The organism is Kluyvera ascorbata, from assembly GCF_023195735.1.
GTDB lineage: Bacteria > Pseudomonadota > Gammaproteobacteria > Enterobacterales > Enterobacteriaceae > Kluyvera > Kluyvera ascorbata.
The window spans coordinates 3,534,764-3,550,359 of sequence record NZ_CP096201.1 but is presented as its reverse complement, the minus strand read 5'-3'; the positions used below and the strand labels follow the sequence as shown (position 1 = coordinate 3,550,359).

General features: G+C 54.1%; 12 protein-coding genes. 7 read left to right on the top strand and 5 right to left on the bottom strand.

What is annotated here, in order from left to right; genetic code table 11:
• Positions 1 to 7: 7 nt before the first annotated feature.
• Genes MY052_RS16955 through MY052_RS16940 form a run of 4 tightly spaced genes read left to right on the top strand, consistent with a single transcriptional unit; the run spans position 8 to position 3,377 of the window.
• Positions 8 to 706, top strand: coding sequence for a YtxH domain-containing protein (locus MY052_RS16955; RefSeq protein ID WP_051910728.1), 699 nt, complete (start codon positions 8 to 10; stop codon positions 704 to 706).
• Positions 690 to 1,001, top strand: coding sequence for a magnetosome protein MamC family protein (locus tag MY052_RS16950; RefSeq protein WP_123650119.1), 312 nt, complete (start codon positions 690 to 692; stop codon positions 999 to 1,001). The genes MY052_RS16955 and MY052_RS16950 overlap by 17 nt, the downstream gene beginning before the upstream one ends.
• Positions 988 to 1,296, top strand: coding sequence for a YtxH domain-containing protein (locus tag MY052_RS16945; RefSeq protein ID WP_035892678.1), 309 nt, complete (start codon positions 988 to 990; stop codon positions 1,294 to 1,296). The genes MY052_RS16950 and MY052_RS16945 overlap by 14 nt, the downstream gene beginning before the upstream one ends.
• Positions 1,293 to 3,377: a heavy metal translocating P-type ATPase gene (locus MY052_RS16940; protein ID WP_248537459.1), complete on the top strand. Its 2,085-nt coding sequence runs from the start codon at positions 1,293 to 1,295 to the stop codon at positions 3,375 to 3,377. Before MY052_RS16945 ends, MY052_RS16940 begins: the two co-directional genes overlap by 4 nt.
• A 74-nt stretch (positions 3,378 to 3,451) precedes the next feature.
• Here the strand turns inward: MY052_RS16940 and asnB are convergent, their stop codons facing one another.
• The 5 genes from asnB to nagB form a co-directional block, all read right to left on the bottom strand.
• Positions 3,452 to 5,116 (bottom strand): asparagine synthase B, encoded by a 1,665-nt coding sequence (gene asnB / locus MY052_RS16935; RefSeq protein ID WP_035892681.1) that lies wholly within the window; start codon positions 5,114 to 5,116, stop codon positions 3,452 to 3,454.
• A 389-nt stretch (positions 5,117 to 5,505) separates the two neighbouring features.
• On the bottom strand, positions 5,506 to 6,258 hold the full coding sequence (locus MY052_RS16930) for an HAD-IIA family hydrolase (protein WP_035892682.1): 753 nt from the start codon (positions 6,256 to 6,258) through the stop codon (positions 5,506 to 5,508).
• A 68-nt stretch (positions 6,259 to 6,326) separates the two neighbouring features.
• Complete coding sequence (nagC, locus tag MY052_RS16925; protein WP_035892684.1) at positions 6,327 to 7,547, bottom strand: DNA-binding transcriptional regulator NagC; 1,221 nt, start codon at positions 7,545 to 7,547, stop codon at positions 6,327 to 6,329.
• An 8-nt stretch (positions 7,548 to 7,555) separates the two neighbouring features.
• Positions 7,556 to 8,704, bottom strand: coding sequence for an N-acetylglucosamine-6-phosphate deacetylase (nagA, locus tag MY052_RS16920; RefSeq protein WP_035892685.1), 1,149 nt, complete (start codon positions 8,702 to 8,704; stop codon positions 7,556 to 7,558).
• Positions 8,705 to 8,761: 57 nt separating this feature from the next.
• The gene (gene nagB / locus MY052_RS16915) at positions 8,762 to 9,562 is read right to left on the bottom strand and encodes a glucosamine-6-phosphate deaminase (RefSeq protein ID WP_035892686.1); all 801 of its coding nucleotides are present in this window, start codon (positions 9,560 to 9,562) and stop codon (positions 8,762 to 8,764) included.
• 341 nt (positions 9,563 to 9,903) lie between these two features.
• Between nagB and nagE the strand changes: the two genes are divergently transcribed.
• The 3 genes from nagE (at position 9,904) to chiP (ending at position 15,572) form a co-directional block, all read left to right on the top strand.
• The gene (gene nagE / locus MY052_RS16910; protein ID WP_202216229.1) at positions 9,904 to 11,853 is read left to right on the top strand and encodes a PTS N-acetyl glucosamine transporter subunit IIABC; all 1,950 of its coding nucleotides are present in this window, start codon (positions 9,904 to 9,906) and stop codon (positions 11,851 to 11,853) included.
• Positions 11,854 to 12,040: 187 nt separating this feature from the next.
• Positions 12,041 to 13,699 (top strand): glutamine--tRNA ligase, encoded by a 1,659-nt coding sequence (gene glnS, locus MY052_RS16905; RefSeq protein ID WP_035892688.1) that lies wholly within the window; start codon positions 12,041 to 12,043, stop codon positions 13,697 to 13,699.
• Between the two features lie 466 nt (positions 13,700 to 14,165).
• Positions 14,166 to 15,572, top strand: a complete 1,407-nt coding sequence (chiP, locus tag MY052_RS16900) for a chitoporin ChiP (protein ID WP_248537458.1) — start codon at positions 14,166 to 14,168, stop codon at positions 15,570 to 15,572.
• Positions 15,573 to 15,596 lie beyond the last annotated feature (24 nt).

The window sequence follows — 15,596 nt, the reverse complement described above, 5'->3', positions numbered from 1 at the left end:
AGTCATCATGAGCACCAATGACAACAACGCACAGCAAGTTCCACCGGCCGGTTACTATCCGCCATACGGCTACCCGTGGTATCCGTACCCACCAATGCCGCAGGGAATGGCGTGGCCGCAGAACGGGCAGGTTCCTCCTCAGCCACAGATGCCACCGCAGCCGCAAATGCAGATGCCACCACAAATGGCGATGGGTTTCCCACCTATGGGCTTCCCTCCGGCACCTCAGGGCGCAGTACCTCCGCAGTTTGCTCACCCGCATCACCATCATCACCATGCTGCCGCGCAGCAGGGCGTGGACTGGAGCCAGTACGCGCAGCACGTGGTTGATGGCGCGATGGGCGACCAGGCTGGCCTGCTGAAAAATATCATCAGCACCGTTGGGATGGACGACAAAGAGTTCTGGAAAGGGGCGATGGTTGGGGCGGCAGTGACGCTGCTGCTGACTAACGATTCCGTGCGCGGCATGCTGATGCAAACGCTGGCGGGCGCAGGTGACATGCTCAAAGCCGGTTCCAGCAAAGTCAAAGACGGCGTGAAGAATAGCTCTGAGGCCATCAAAGAGACGGCAACCTCCAGCGCGGCTATCTTTCGCGACACCATGAAAGCAGGGAAAGAGGGCTTTCAGGAGTCCGTAGAGCGCCATCGCCAACCGGGTGCCATGCCGTTTGATGATGAGGACGTAGCGGATGAACAACAGCCGTGACAGACAAAACCGAGTAGGCCGCGCCGCTATTGCCGGCGCGCTTGTCGGGGGAAGTGCTGCCTGCGCACGTGAATGGCAGCGCTACCAGCAAAATGAACAAACGCTGAATGAAGCGGCCTGCACGGTGATGAAGGCGACGGCGAAGGCCAGTCTTATCAGCGGAACGGTGATGGCGATAGCGGATGCCAATAAGACCCGTCCGCTGCAGTCCGTGCTGACCCTTATCGGGGTGGGTGCCGCTTCTCTTTATCTTATGGATGCGATAGCTAAGCGAGGAAACGATGAATCAGCCTGAATACCTGTACAACCCGTGGACCGGTGCGTGGGAACGTAATCCGGCAGCCATGCCGGTGCAGGCACCAGCGGCAACGACAAGCAATAGCCGCACCCACCTGTTAACCGGGCTGGTGGCCGGAGCGGCAATCACCTACCTTCTGACCAACCGTAACGTACAGCAGGGGATCACCAATACGGCGAGTAAAGCCTGGGGTACCGTGCGTGGCGAAATGGAAGAGATGAAAGAACGCATTGCCGACCTGCAGGCGGAACTGGACTACTACCGTAGCCAGAATAAGGATGAGATCGAGTGAGTGCGGTAGGCGAACGGGTTACCGTCGTTCACCAGATCCCCGGACGTGTGCGCCTGCGAATCGCGGCGCTAGGTGACTATCCAGATGCCGCCGGGTGGCTGAAACAGCAGATCCTGACGCTGCCCGGCGTCAGCGGTGTGCGCATTCGTCCTTCGGCGCGCAGTGCGGTGATCCAATGGGATCGCGCGCGAACGTCACTTGCCGCCATTGTGGCGGCGGTGGAAACACTGGACTGGCAATCGGCGGACGACTGCGAATTTGAAACCGAATACTGCGGCGGCGATAACCTCCTCAACCTCGCTGGGTTGGCGCTAACGCAGGTGCTGCCGCCTCGCTGGGCGCGTCTACCGGCGGCGCTGTTGACCGCTCCAACTATCCTGGAAGGGGCGAATACCCTGAGCCAAGGGCAGTTGAAGGTCGAAGTGCTGGATGCGCTGGCATTGAGCCTATCGATGCTACGCGGGGATAACCGTACCGCCATGCTGACGCAGTCGCTGCTGACGCTCGGTGAGTACATGGAACAGGAGACCAGCCGTCACTCGGATGCGTTGCTGGCCGACCTGATGCAGCCGCGCGAGCACCCGGTATGGGTTGAGCGCGATGGCGAAAGCGTGGAGATCAACAGCAGCGAGCTGGTGGCGGGCGATGTGATGCTGCTTGGCCCGGGGGATAATATCCCGGCCGACGGCACGGTGCTGCGCGGTATTGCTCAGGTCAATCAGGCGTCGATGACCGGGGAAAGCGTGCCGGTACGTCGTGAACCGGGCTCCTGGGTCTATGCGGGAACGCAAATCCAGGACGGAAACGTCGCGATTACCGCCGAGCAGGTTGGGGAGTCTTCCTCGACGGCGCATATTCGCCGCTTTATCCGCGATTCGCTGACCCAGCGTAGTGAAACCCAGCAGGTCACTCAGGCCATGGCCGACCGTCGCGTTGGCATCACGCTTGGCGTGGGCGCGGCGGTGTTTGCCATGACCCGTAGCTGGCAGCGTCTGGCCTCCGTCTTCCTCGTGGACTATTCCTGTGCGCTGAAGCTCAGTACGCCAATCGCTTTTAAATCGATTATGTACCGGGCTGCGCAGAACGGTCTGTTGTTGAAAGGTGGACGAGCGATTGAGAAGCTGGCGGATGTCGATACGGTGGTGTTCGATAAAACCGGCACCCTGACTCACGACGAGATGCAGGTGACGGACGTCATCAGCTTCAACGACCAACTGGTGCAGGCCAAGCGTCTGCTGGCGATTGCTGCCTCGGTAGAAGAGCACAGTAATCATCCGCTGGCCCATGCGGTCGTGGCGGCGGCTGAGCACCACGAGCTGCCGCATATTGCGCATGGTGAAGTGGAGTATGTCATTGCACACGGCCTGCTTTGCGCGCTGGAAGATCATCAGCTGGTGATTGGCAGCCGCCACTTCCTGGATTGCCACTACGACATCGATTTCACGCCGTATGAAGCGGAGATCGATGAACTGGCGTCCCTGGGGCGGCACCTGCTGTTTATCGGTTTTGATAATCAACTGGTGGGGATGATCGGTCTGCAGGATCATCTGCGCGATGAAGCCTCTGAAGTGATTGAGCAGCTTAAAGCGTCCGGCATTCGCCAGGTGGTCTTGCTGACTGGCGATCGCGCTGAGAAGGCGTGCCAGCTTGCAGAACGCGTAGGCATTGACCGCTACGTTGCCGAAGCCACGCCGGAGAGCAAAGTCGAGGTGGTGAAAGCGTTGCAGGAGGCGGGGCACAAGGTGATGTTCGTGGGCGATGGTATCAACGATGCGCCGGTGCTGACGCAGGCGGACGTTGGTTTAGCCATGAACCAGAGTACAGAGCTGGCGCAGCAGGCGGCGGATGCGGTGCTGTTACAGGACAACCTGTATGGCGTGGTTACCGCGCGTCAACTCTCGCTGGAGGCAATGAAGCTGGTGAACAGCAACATCAAGCTGACCGAGTGGGTGAACAGCGCCATTATGCTGGCAGCGGCGCTGGGCTGGTTGACGCCGGGGGCGAGTGCCATGTTGCATAATGGGACGACGCTGGGCGTGTTGCTGCGATCGCTGGCGGCGAAGAAGGGGCGTGGGGAGTAGTTTTCCCCTCACCCCGGCAAATAAAAAGCCCCTGATGTCACCATCAGGGGCTTTTTTCTATCTCACGACCACGCTTACTTGTAAGCCGACTGGTGCACGCCTACCGCACGACCAGAAGGATCGTCCATGGTTTTGAACGCTTCATCCCACTCAATTGCTTTCGCGGAAGAGCACGCAACGGACGGGCCGCCTGGGACGCATTCCGCAGCGCTTGGCACCGGGAACAGCTCTTCAAAGATTTCACGGTACAGATAGCCTTCTTTAGACGTTGGCGTGTTGTACGGGAAGCGGAAGTGCGCAGTTTCCAGTTGCTGATCGGTCACCTGTTTCGCCGCCACTTCTTTCAGCGTATCAATCCAGCTATAGCCTACACCGTCGGAGAACTGCTCTTTCTGGCGCCATGCAACGCTTGCTGGCAGATACGATTCGAAGCACTCACGCAGCACGTGTTTTTCCATCTTGCCGTTGCCGCACATTTTGTCCTGCGGGTTGATGCGCATCGCCACGTCGAGGAATTTTTTATCCAGGAACGGTACGCGTGCTTCTACGCCCCAAGCGGACATCGCCTTGTTAGCACGCGCGCAGTCGTACATGTGCAGCGCCTGCAATTTACGCACGGTCTCTTCATGCAGTTCTTTGGCGTTTGGCGCTTTGTGGAAGTACAGGTAGCCGCCAAACACTTCATCAGAACCTTCACCAGACAGCACCATTTTGATGCCCATCGCTTTGATTTTACGTGACATCAGATACATCGGCGTTGAGGCACGAATGGTGGTCACGTCGTAGGTTTCGATGTGATAAATCACGTCGCGAATCGCATCCAGGCCTTCCTGCACGGTGAAGTGAATTTCATGGTGCACGGTACCCAGGTGGTTTGCCACTTCCTGCGCGGCTTTCAGGTCAGGAGACCCTTCCAGGCCGACGGCGAAGGAGTGCAACTGCGGCCACCAGGCTTCTGAGCGTTCCTGATCTTCTACACGGCGCGCGGCGAATTTTTTGGTGATAGCTGAAATGACCGAAGAATCCAGGCCGCCGGAAAGCAGCACGCCGTACGGTACGTCAGACATCAGGTGGCTTTTCACCGATTCTTCCAGCGCCTGGCGCAGTTCGTTTTTGTCGGTGACGTTGTCTTTAACCGCATCGTAGTCGAACCAATCACGCTGGTAATACTGACGGATTTCACCGTCTTTGCTCCACAGATAGCTACCGGCAGGGAACTCCTGAATGGTGCGGCAAACTGGGGTCAGTGCTTTCATTTCAGAAGCGACGTAGAAGTTACCGAATTCGTCGTGACCCATGTACAGAGGGATAATACCGATATGGTCGCGGCCAATCAGGTACGCGTCTTGCTCGCTGTCGTACAGCGCGAAGGCGAACATCCCTTGCAGATCGTCGAGGAATTCTGGACCTTTTTCCTGATACAGCGCGAGGATGACTTCGCAGTCAGAACCGGTCTGGAACTGGTAACGGTCACCGTATTCAGCGCGCAGCGCCTGATGGTTGTAGATTTCACCGTTGACGGCCAGAGCGTGCGTTTTCTTTTCGTTATACAGCGGCTGGGCACCGGCGTTGACGTCAACAATCGACAAGCGTTCATGCGCGAGAATCGCTTTATCGCTTGCGTAGATCCCAGACCAGTCCGGGCCACGGTGGCGCATCAGGCGGGAGAGCTCAAGCGCCTTTTTACGCAGCTCGACCGCATCAGTTTTAATATCCAGTACACCGAAAATAGAACACATAGACTTCTCCGTTAACCCTGTTGTGCTGTGAAATTGTGCGGCGCTGTACTGTCGCAGCGTCTTTGCATGACTAAAAAAATGCCGCAAAGGGCGAGCAGGCGCAAGGTTTTTTCAGCCTCTGAAAGAAATAATGCAATAGGGGTTAATGAATACTAAAAAATACGTACGTTAACTTCTCTATTATTGATGAATTGTCATTTTAAACGTGTTTTTTTTAGTGAATCTGTTTTCTGTGGGGCAAGTTGTTAGCCAACTCTTCAGATATTGCCGGGTGACGTTAGAACGGGTCTAAGCAACAGAAAAAAAGATGAGAGAAGTCAGAGGGATTAGTTGGACCGATGCCCGAGCGGGCACCGGTGTTGCCGCTGCCATTTGCAGCGGCTGGATCATTAAAGGATATCGATTTCGGCAACCGATGGGTAAATCCACGACGGGCGGAACGGCATATTGTCGATGTCATCAACGGTGGAGACGCCAGAGAGAACCAGAATGGTCTCGAGCCCTGCCTGGAAGCCAGCCAGAATATCGGTGCGAAGATTATCGCCGACGATAACCGTCTGCTCAGAGTGGGCCTGCATTTTGTTAAGGGCGGCGCGGATGATCCACGGGCTTGGCTTGCCAACGACAAACGGCTTACGGCCAGAGATTTTTTCGATACCGGCGCACAGTGCGCCGCAGGCTGGGTAATAGCCGCGGCCATGGGTATCTGGGTTTGTGGCGATGAAGCGAGCGCCATTGGCGACGAAGAATGCCGCTTTGTGCATCATTTCCCAGTTAAAGGAACGTGTTTCACCCACGATAACGAAGTCCGGGTTGACGTCGGTAATGGTGAACCCGGCTTTATAGAGCTCGTGGATCAATGCCCCTTCACCAACCACGTAGGCTTTTTTCCCTTCCTGGCGGCGCAGGAAATCGGCGGTTGCCATGGCGGAGGTATAAAACACGCTGTCAGGCACGTCGATGCCTGCGGTGGCGAAGCGGTTCGCCAAATCCTGGCCCGTCTGTGAAGGGTAGTTGGTCAGACAGAGAAACGGCATACCTTTATCCAGTACGCGTGCGACGAATTCCGCCGCACCCGGCACGGCAACGTTGTCGTGCATCAGCACGCCGTCAATATCACAGATTACATTCTGAATGGTCATGGACTACCTGGCGTTTGTTTTTAAAGAGGCGTAATTATACACGTTATCCCCGGCGTTGCCTCTTAGGACTAACCTTCCAACAAATGTTGTAGCAGGATACCGTTGAGCATTGCGCGCTTGACCAGCGCAAATGCGCCAATCGCGGAGCGGTGGTCGAGGGTTGAACGTACCACCGGCAGATTCTTGCGAAAAGCCTTTAAAACCTGCGTGTTAATGCAGCCTTCAATGGCGGGCAGCAGGACGCGGTCGGCCTCGATGATTTCACCGGCAATCACTACTTTCTGCGGGTTAAACAGGTTAATGGCAATGGCGATGGTTTTACCGAGATGACGGCCTACATGCTCAATCACTTCGGTTGCCAGCGCGTCGCCCTTATTGGCGGCCTTGCAGATAGTTTTGATGTGGCAATCGTCGAGCGTCACGCGGCTTTGGTAGCCCTGCTCCAGCAGATGGCGCACGCGTTGCTCAATGGCGGCATTGGCGGCCACGGTTTCCAGACAGCCAAAGTTACCGCAGTGGCAGCGCTCGCCGAGCGGATCGACCTGAATATGACCAATCTCACCGACGTTGCCGTTGCGGCCGATAAAAATGCGCCCGTTGGAGATAATGCCTGCGCCGGTGCCGCGATGCACACGCACCAGAATGGAGTCTTCACAGTCCTGGCTTGCACCAAAGTAGTGCTCGGCCAGCGCCAGGCTGCGGATATCGTGACCCACAAAACAGGTCACTTTGAAGCGTTTTTCCAGCGCTTCAACCAGACGCCAGTTTTCCACCGGGATGTGCGGCATATAGCGAATAACGCCGCTCTCAGGGTCAACCAGCCCAGGCAGAATCACTGAAATAGCAATCAGCTCACGAATTTTACGCTGGCACGATTCAATAAAAGTGCCGATGGTGTTAAGCAGGGCATGTTCCAGCGTTTCCTGGGTGCGCTCAGGTAGCGGATAATGCTCTTCAGCAACCGCTTTACTGCTTAAATCGTACAGCGTGAGGGTCGTGTCGTGACGGCCAAGGCGAACGCCAATGGCGTGGAAATTACGGGTTTCGGTAATGATGGAGATAGCGCGGCGGCCTCCGGTGGAGGCCTGCTGATCGACTTCTTTGATCAATCCGCGCTCAATAAGCTGACGCGTGATTTTGGTCACGCTGGCGGGAGCAAGCTGGCTCTGCTCGGCAATCTGAATACGCGAGATTGGCCCATGCTGGTCAATCAGGCGGTAAACGGCCGCGCTGTTAAGCTGTTTTACGAGGTCAACATTACCAATTTGAGCTTGTCCGCCTGATGTCATACTTTCTCTTACTCAGTAACGACCTCGTTGCCATTAACGATGGTCTTGATGATTTTAAAGTCGTGCGTGAATGCGGTCAGGTTCGCGACCTTGCCCGGTGCAATGCTGCCGAGACGTTTTTCAACGCCAATGGCGCGAGCAGGGTAGAGCGTTGCCATGCGAAGCACTTCGTCGAGCGCAATATTGGCATGTTCTACCAGATTGCGAACTCCTTCGATCATGGTCAGCGAGGAACCGCTCAATGTACCGTTTTCATCAACACAGAGTCCATTACGGTAGTATATTGTTTTACCAGCAAAAATGAACTGATCAATATCGGCGCCTGCCGGTGCGGTGGCATCGGTTACCAGACACAGCTTATCGCCTTTCAGGCGCTTGGCGTTACGGATATTGATGTAGTCCACGTGCAGGCCGTCAGCAATGATGCCGCAGTAGATTTCGTTCGCATCCAGGATAGCCCCGGTCAGGCCCGGTTCGCGGCCAGACATATAAGGCATCGCGTTAAACAGGTGCGTCGCGAAGGTGATGCCTGCGCGGAAACCTACGCGTGCTTCTTGCGCGGTGGCGTTGGAGTGGCCTGCAGAAACGACGATGCCTGCATTGGCCAGCGCGGTGATGACTTCCGGTGCAACCATCTCGGGTGCCAGGGTCACTTTGGTGATGACGTCTGCGTTATCACAGAGGAACTTCACTAATTCAGCATCGGGTTTACGCACGAAGCTTGGGTTGTGAGTGCCTTTTTTCACCAGATTCAACCACGGGCCTTCAAGGTGCAGACCCAGCGCCTGGTTAGGATGCTTCGCCAGATATTCGCGCATCACGCGGATACCCTGTTTCATCAGGTCGTCGCTGGTGGTGATGAGCGTAGGCAGATAGTTGGTGCAGCCCGATTTCTCGTTGGCTTTCTGCATGATTTCCAGCGTTTCAACGGTGACCGCTTCAGCGGTGTCGTTGAACTGCACGCCGCCGCAGCCGTTAAGCTGAACGTCGATAAAACCAGGGGCGAGAATGGCGCCATTAACAGAACGCTGTTCGACGTTCGCTGGTACATCGGCCAGTGGGCAAATACGTTCAATAAGGCCATTGGCGACGATAATCGCATGGTCATCCAGAATTTCGTGGCCGGTATAGATTCGGCCATGGGTTAATGCATACATTACGACCCCCGGTGTTCTAAAAATTTGTCCCGCGGTAGACCACGGGACGATAAGACATTACAGACCTTTAATATTTTCAGCTTCTAATTCATTGAAATATTTCAGGGTCTTGACCTTCAACTCCATGGTAGAAGGTTCGTCGCAGACAATCAGCGATTTCGGGTGCAGCTGCAGACAGGTGATGGTCCACATATGGTTAACGTTGCCTTCAACCGCTTGCTGCAGCGCCAGCGCTTTAGTTGATCCCTGCACCAGAATCATCACTTCTTCAGCGTCCAGCAGTGTACCTACGCCAACGGTCAGCGCATATTTTGGTACCAGTGCAACGTCGCCGTCAAAGAAACGGGAGTTTGCGACGCGGGTTTCATGCGTCAACGTTTTGATACGGGTACGGGAAGAAAGGGAAGACGCCGGTTCGTTGAACGCGATGTGACCATCGTTGCCCACGCCACCCATAAACAGGTGAATTTTGCCGTAAGAACGAATTTTTTCTTCATAACGACGACATTCTGCGTCAACATCCGGCGCGTTGCCGTTCAGAAGGTTGATATTTTCTTCTGGGATATCAATGTGGTCGAAGAAGTTGCGGTGCATGAAGCTGTAATAGCTTTCCGGATGCTCTTTTGGCAGACCAACGTATTCGTCCATGTTGAAGGTGACGACATGCTTAAAGCTCACCTGGCCCGCTTTATGCATTTCAACTAATACTTTATAGGTTGCCAGCGGGGTGCCGCCGGTTGGCAAGCCGAGGACGAACGGACGGTCCGCGGTAGGTTTGAAAGCATTGATACGGTTAACGATGTGGCGGGCAGCCCATTTGCCGACTTGTTCAGCGTTAACGAGAGGAATCAGTCTCATTCTTCACCTCAAAATGTAAAATGTAAGAAGTTGGCGGATGGCATCTCCGTACACGCTTTAAGCGTCACCTGTTTGCATCGTCAGGGAGCAATCCGTTTTGATTTTTTGAATCATAAAATAAGTTTTCATGGTTAGCCAGCGAAAGGGAGTGGTGATAACAATATTTGGTGACAATAGTCACAAAAAACACGTGTTTAATTTGCGATACGAATTAAACTTCCACACACTCATAATCCTCAGAGTTGTGATTGCAGTTTACAAGACATCGCAGTGTCATGCTTTTTTGCACAATAAAAAAATGGCTTAAATGAGCCGTATCGGGGTCTCGTAGGGGGAATAAGATGAATATTTTAGGGTTTTTCCAGCGACTAGGTAGGGCGTTACAGCTCCCTATCGCTGTGCTGCCGGTGGCGGCGCTGTTGCTGCGATTCGGTCAGCCAGACTTACTTAACGTGCCGTTCATCGCACAAGCGGGCGGGTCTATCTTTGATAACCTGGCGCTGATTTTTGCCATCGGTGTGGCATCCAGCTGGTCTAAAGACAGCGCGGGTGCAGCAGCATTGGCAGGCGCAGTCGGTTATTTCGTACTGACTAAAGCAATGGTCACCATCAACCCAGCCATTAACATGGGTGTCCTGGCGGGTATCATTACCGGTCTGGTCGGTGGTGCCGTTTATAACCGTTGGGCGGGTATCAAACTGCCTGACTTCCTGAGCTTCTTCGGCGGCAAACGCTTCGTGCCGATCGCCACTGGCTTCTTCTGTCTGGTGCTGGCAGCCATCTTTGGCTACGTGTGGCCACCGGTGCAGAACGCCATCCACGCAGGTGGTGAGTGGATCGTTGGCGCTGGCGCGCTGGGCTCCGGTATCTTTGGTTTCATCAACCGTTTGCTGATCCCAACTGGTCTGCATCAGGTGCTGAACACCATCGCCTGGTTCCAGATTGGTGAGTTCACCAACGCGGCCGGTGCGGTCTTCCACGGTGACATCAACCGCTTCTATGCGGGTGACGGCACTGCGGGTATGTTCATGTCCGGCTTCTTCCCAATCATGATGTTTGGTCTGCCGGGTGCGGCGCTGGCGATGTACTTCGCAGCACCGAAAGCGCGTCGTCCAATGGTTGGCGGTATGCTGCTGTCCGTGGCGGTCACCGCATTCCTGACCGGTGTAACCGAGCCGCTGGAATTCCTGTTCATGTTCCTGGCGCCGGTACTGTACCTGCTGCACGCGATTCTGACCGGCGTTAGCCTGTTCATCGCAACGCTGCTGGGTATCCACGCGGGCTTCTCCTTCTCCGCAGGCGCTATCGACTACGTGTTGATGTACAGCCTGCCGGCAGCAAGTAAGAACGTCTGGATGCTGGTGGTAATGGGTCTGGTCTTCTTCGTTATCTACTTCGTCCTGTTCAGTGTGGTTATCCGCATGTTCAACCTGAAAACACCAGGTCGTGAAGATAAAGACGACAACGTGGTGACTGAAGAAGCGAACAGTAACACCGAAGAAGGTCTGAATCAGCTGGCAACTAACTACATTGCCGCAGTTGGTGGTACTGACAACCTGAAAGCGATTGATGCCTGTATTACCCGTCTGCGCCTGACCGTAGGCGACTCCGCGAAGGTAAGCGACGCGATGTGCAAACGTCTGGGCGCTTCCGGTGTGGTGAAACTGAACAAACAAACCATCCAGGTTATCGTGGGTGCGAAAGCTGAGTCTATCGGCGACGCGATGAAGAAAGTCGTTGCGCGTGGCCCGGTTGCCGCAGCAGCAGCGGAAAGCGCAGCGCCAGCAGCACCAGCGGCGGCAAAACCGCAGGCTGTGGCTAACACCGCGACCGTAGAAACTCTGGTTTCTCCGATTACCGGTGATGTGGTTGCACTGGAGCAGGTTCCTGATGAAGCCTTCGCCAGCAAAGCGGTCGGTGACGGTGTGGCGGTTAAACCAACGGATAAAACCGTAGTTTCCCCAGCAACGGGCACCATCGTGAAAATCTTCAACACCAACCACGCGTTCTGCCTGGAAACTGACAAAGGCGCGGAAATCGTTGTCCACATGGGTATCGATACCGTGGCGCTGGAAGGTAAAGGCTTCAAACGTCTGGTTGAAGAGGGTGCAGAAGTGAAAGCGGGTGAGCCAATCCTGGAAATGGACCTGGACTTCCTGAACGCCAATGCGCGCTCGATGATTAGCCCGGTAGTTTGCAGCAACAGCGATGATTTCGGCGGTCTGGTGATTAAAGCCGAAGGTCATGTGGTTGCCGGTCAAACGCCACTGTATGAGATTAAAGGTAAATAACTGCTCCTGAGTAAAGTGAGTTAAGTGCCTTAAGCGGCGGGGGGAAATCCTCCGCCGCTTTTTTTTGCAGCAAATACCCCCATATTCGATATTCCATCGCCTTTTTTGTGCAACAAATAGTTGTCTCCGGGCGCGGCTTATAAGATCATGTGCCGTTATACGTTGTTTACGCTTTGAGGAATCCACGATGAGTGAGGCTGAAGCCCGCCCGACTAACTTTATTCGTCAGATCATTGATGAAGATCTGGCTACCGGTAAGCACAACACGGTGCATACTCGTTTTCCGCCAGAGCCGAATGGCTATCTGCACATCGGCCATGCGAAATCCATCTGCCTGAACTTTGGCATTGCGCAAGATTATCAAGGCCAGTGCAACCTGCGTTTCGATGACACCAACCCGGTTAAAGAAGATATCGAATACGTTGAGTCCATCAAAAACGACGTCGAGTGGTTAGGTTTTCACTGGTCTGGCAACGTCCGTTACTCTTCTGATTACTTCGATCAGCTGCATGCCTACGCGGTCGAGCTTATCAACAAAGGCCTGGCGTACGTTGATGAATTAACGCCTGAGCAGATCCGCGAATACCGCGGTTCGCTGACCGCACCGGGCAAAAACAGCCCGTACCGCGATCGCAGCGTGGAAGAGAACCTGGCGCTGTTCGAAAAAATGCGTACCGGCGGCTTTGCTGAAGGTACTGCCTGCCTGCGCGCTAAAATCGATATGGCTTCGCCGTTTATCGTCATGCGCGATCCGGTGCTGTACCGCATTAAATTTGCCGATCACCACCAGACCGGCACTAAGTGGTGCATCTACCCGATGTACGACTTTACTCACTGCATCAGCGATGCGCTGGAAGGCATTACGCACTCCCTGTGTACGCTGGAATTCCAGGACAACCGCCGTCTGTACGACTGGGTGCTGGACAACATCACCATCCCGGTTCACCCGCGCCAGTACGAATTCTCGCGCCTGAATCTGGAATACACCGTGATGTCCAAGCGTAAGCTGAACCAGCTGGTAATGGAAAAACACGTAGAAGGCTGGGATGACCCACGTATGCCGACCATTTCCGGTCTGCGTCGTCGTGGTTATACCGCGGCGTCTATCCGTGAATTCTGTAAGCGCATCGGCGTCACCAAGCAGGACAACACCATTGAGATGGCTTCGCTGGAATCCTGCATTCGCGAAGATCTCAACGAAAACGCGCCGCGCGCAATGGCGGTTATCGACCCGGTTAAACTGGTTATCGAAAACTACCCGCAGGGCGAAAGCGAGCTGGTTTCTATGCCTAACCATCCGAATAAGCCGGAAATGGGTAGCCGTGACGTGCCGTTTAGCGCTGAGATCTGGATCGACCGCGCGGACTTCCGTGAAGAAGCCAACAAGCAGTACAAGCGCCTGGTGATGGGTAAAGAAGTTCGTCTGCGTAACGCCTATGTGGTGAAAGCAGAGCGCGTAGAGAAAGATGCTGAAGGCAATATCACCACCATCTTCTGTACCTACGATGCTGATACCCTGAGCAAAGACCCAGCAGATGGTCGTAAAGTGAAGGGCGTCATTCACTGGGTTAGCGCGGCACATGCGCTGCCGGTTGAAATTCGTCTGTACGACCGTCTCTTCAGCGTGCCAAACCCTGGTGCCGCAGAAGACTTCCTGTCGGTAATGAACCCAGAGTCACTGGTTATCAAGCAGGGCTACGCTGAGCCGTCTCTGCAGGCCGCTGAAGCCGGTAAAGCGTTCCAGTTCGAGCGTGAGGGTTACTTCTGCCTGGACAGCCGCTACACCACGGCTGAGAAGCTGGTGTTTAACCGTACCGTTGGTTTACGAGACACCTGGGTGGGGTAATTAACACCCAATAATAAAAACGCCGCCCATGCGGCGTTTTTTTTGCCTCGTTTTTAACGAAAACTTTCGTTGGAATAACGGTGTTCTTTCGGATGAAAAAATACGTCCCTCATAGTTTCGCGTAGCGAATTAATGCAAACCTTCTAAGCCTAAGCGCTTCTTCATTTTTGATCTCTTCTATCACAGAAACATTATGTAAACGCTCTCATTCACATTTAACCCAGAGCCCACAAGGCCTGACGTGAATATGTTTCAATAACGCACGCTGTTACAAACAGAAACCAAATATGTGCGCTTTGTCATAATCCTGCACTCTCGTTGAGGAAAAGGATTGATAATTCGCGTCGCGAAAAATAGTCTATCGGTGTAGCGAAACACCTTTTTTAAGAAGTTCATTTTTTTTAAAGTTTTTATTTTTTGCTTCTGCTTTGCAGCGGCATTTTTAAAAGTCAAAGAGGATATAACTATGCGTACGTTTAGTGGCAAACGTAGTACGCTGGCGCTGGCTATCGCCGGTGTGACAGCAATGTCAGGCTTTATGATGACCCCGGAAGCAAAAGCAGAAGGTTTCATCGATGATTCTACACTGACCGGCGGTATCTATTACTGGCAGCGTGAGCGTGACCGTAAAGATGTCACCGATAATGACAAATACAAAACCAACCTTTCTCATTCCACCTGGAACGCCAACCTCGACTTCCAGTCTGGCTATGCTGCCGATATGTTCGGTATTGATATTGCTGCGTTCACCGCAATTGAAATGGCGGAAAGTGCAGAAAGCGGTCACCCGAACGAAATTGCGTTCTCCTCTAAGAACAAAGGCTACAGCGAAGATTACAGCGGCGATAAGAGCGGTATCAGCCTGTACAAAGCGGCAGCTAAATTTAAATTAGGGCCAGCATGGGCTCGCGCAGGTTACATCCAGCCAACCGGTCAGACGCTGCTGGCGCCGCACTGGAGCTTTATGCCAGGTACCTATCAGGGTGCTGAAGCCGGGGCCAATTTCGACTACGGTGATGCTGGCGCGCTGAGCTTCTCCTACATGTGGACCAACAACTACAAGGCGCCTTGGCACCTTGAAATGGACAACTTCTATCAGAACGATAAGAAGACCAAAGTTGATTACCTGCACTCCATCGGTGCGAAATACGATTTCAAAAATGACCTGGTGCTGGAAGCCGCATTTGGTCAGGCAGAAGGCTATATCGATCAGTACTTCGCCAAAGGTAGCTACAAATTTGATATCCCTGGCGGCCCGCTGACCACCAGCTACCAGTTCTACGGTACCCGTGACAAGGTGAGCGATCACGGCGTCAACGACATCTATGACGGCACCGCATGGCTGCAAGCATTAACCTTCGGCTACAAGCTGCAAGAAGTCTTCGACTTCCGTCTGGAAGGGACCTGGGTTAAAGCAGAAGGCCAGCAGGGTTACTTCCTGCAGCGTATGACGCCAACCTACGCCTCCTCTAACGGTCGTCTGGATATCTGGTGGGATAACCGCTCTGACTTCAACGCCAACGGCGAAAAAGCGGTCTTCTTCGGTACTATGTATGACCTGAAAAACTGGGATCTGCCGGGTTGGGCAGTGGGTGCTTCTTACGTTTACGCATGGGATGCTAAGCCAGCGACCTGGCAGTTGAGCCCGGATGCGTACTACGACAAGAACAACAAGATTAAAGAGTCTGCCTACAGCCTCGATGTAGCATACACCGTACAGGATGGTCGTGCGAAAGGTACGCTGTTCAAACTGCACTTCACTCAGTATGACAATCACTCCGATATCCCAAGCTGGGGCGGTGGTTACGGCAACATCTTCCAGGATGAGCGTGACGTGAAATTCATGGTTATCGCACCGTTCACCATTTTCTGATGCTAACGTGGCAGGGGGAGACCT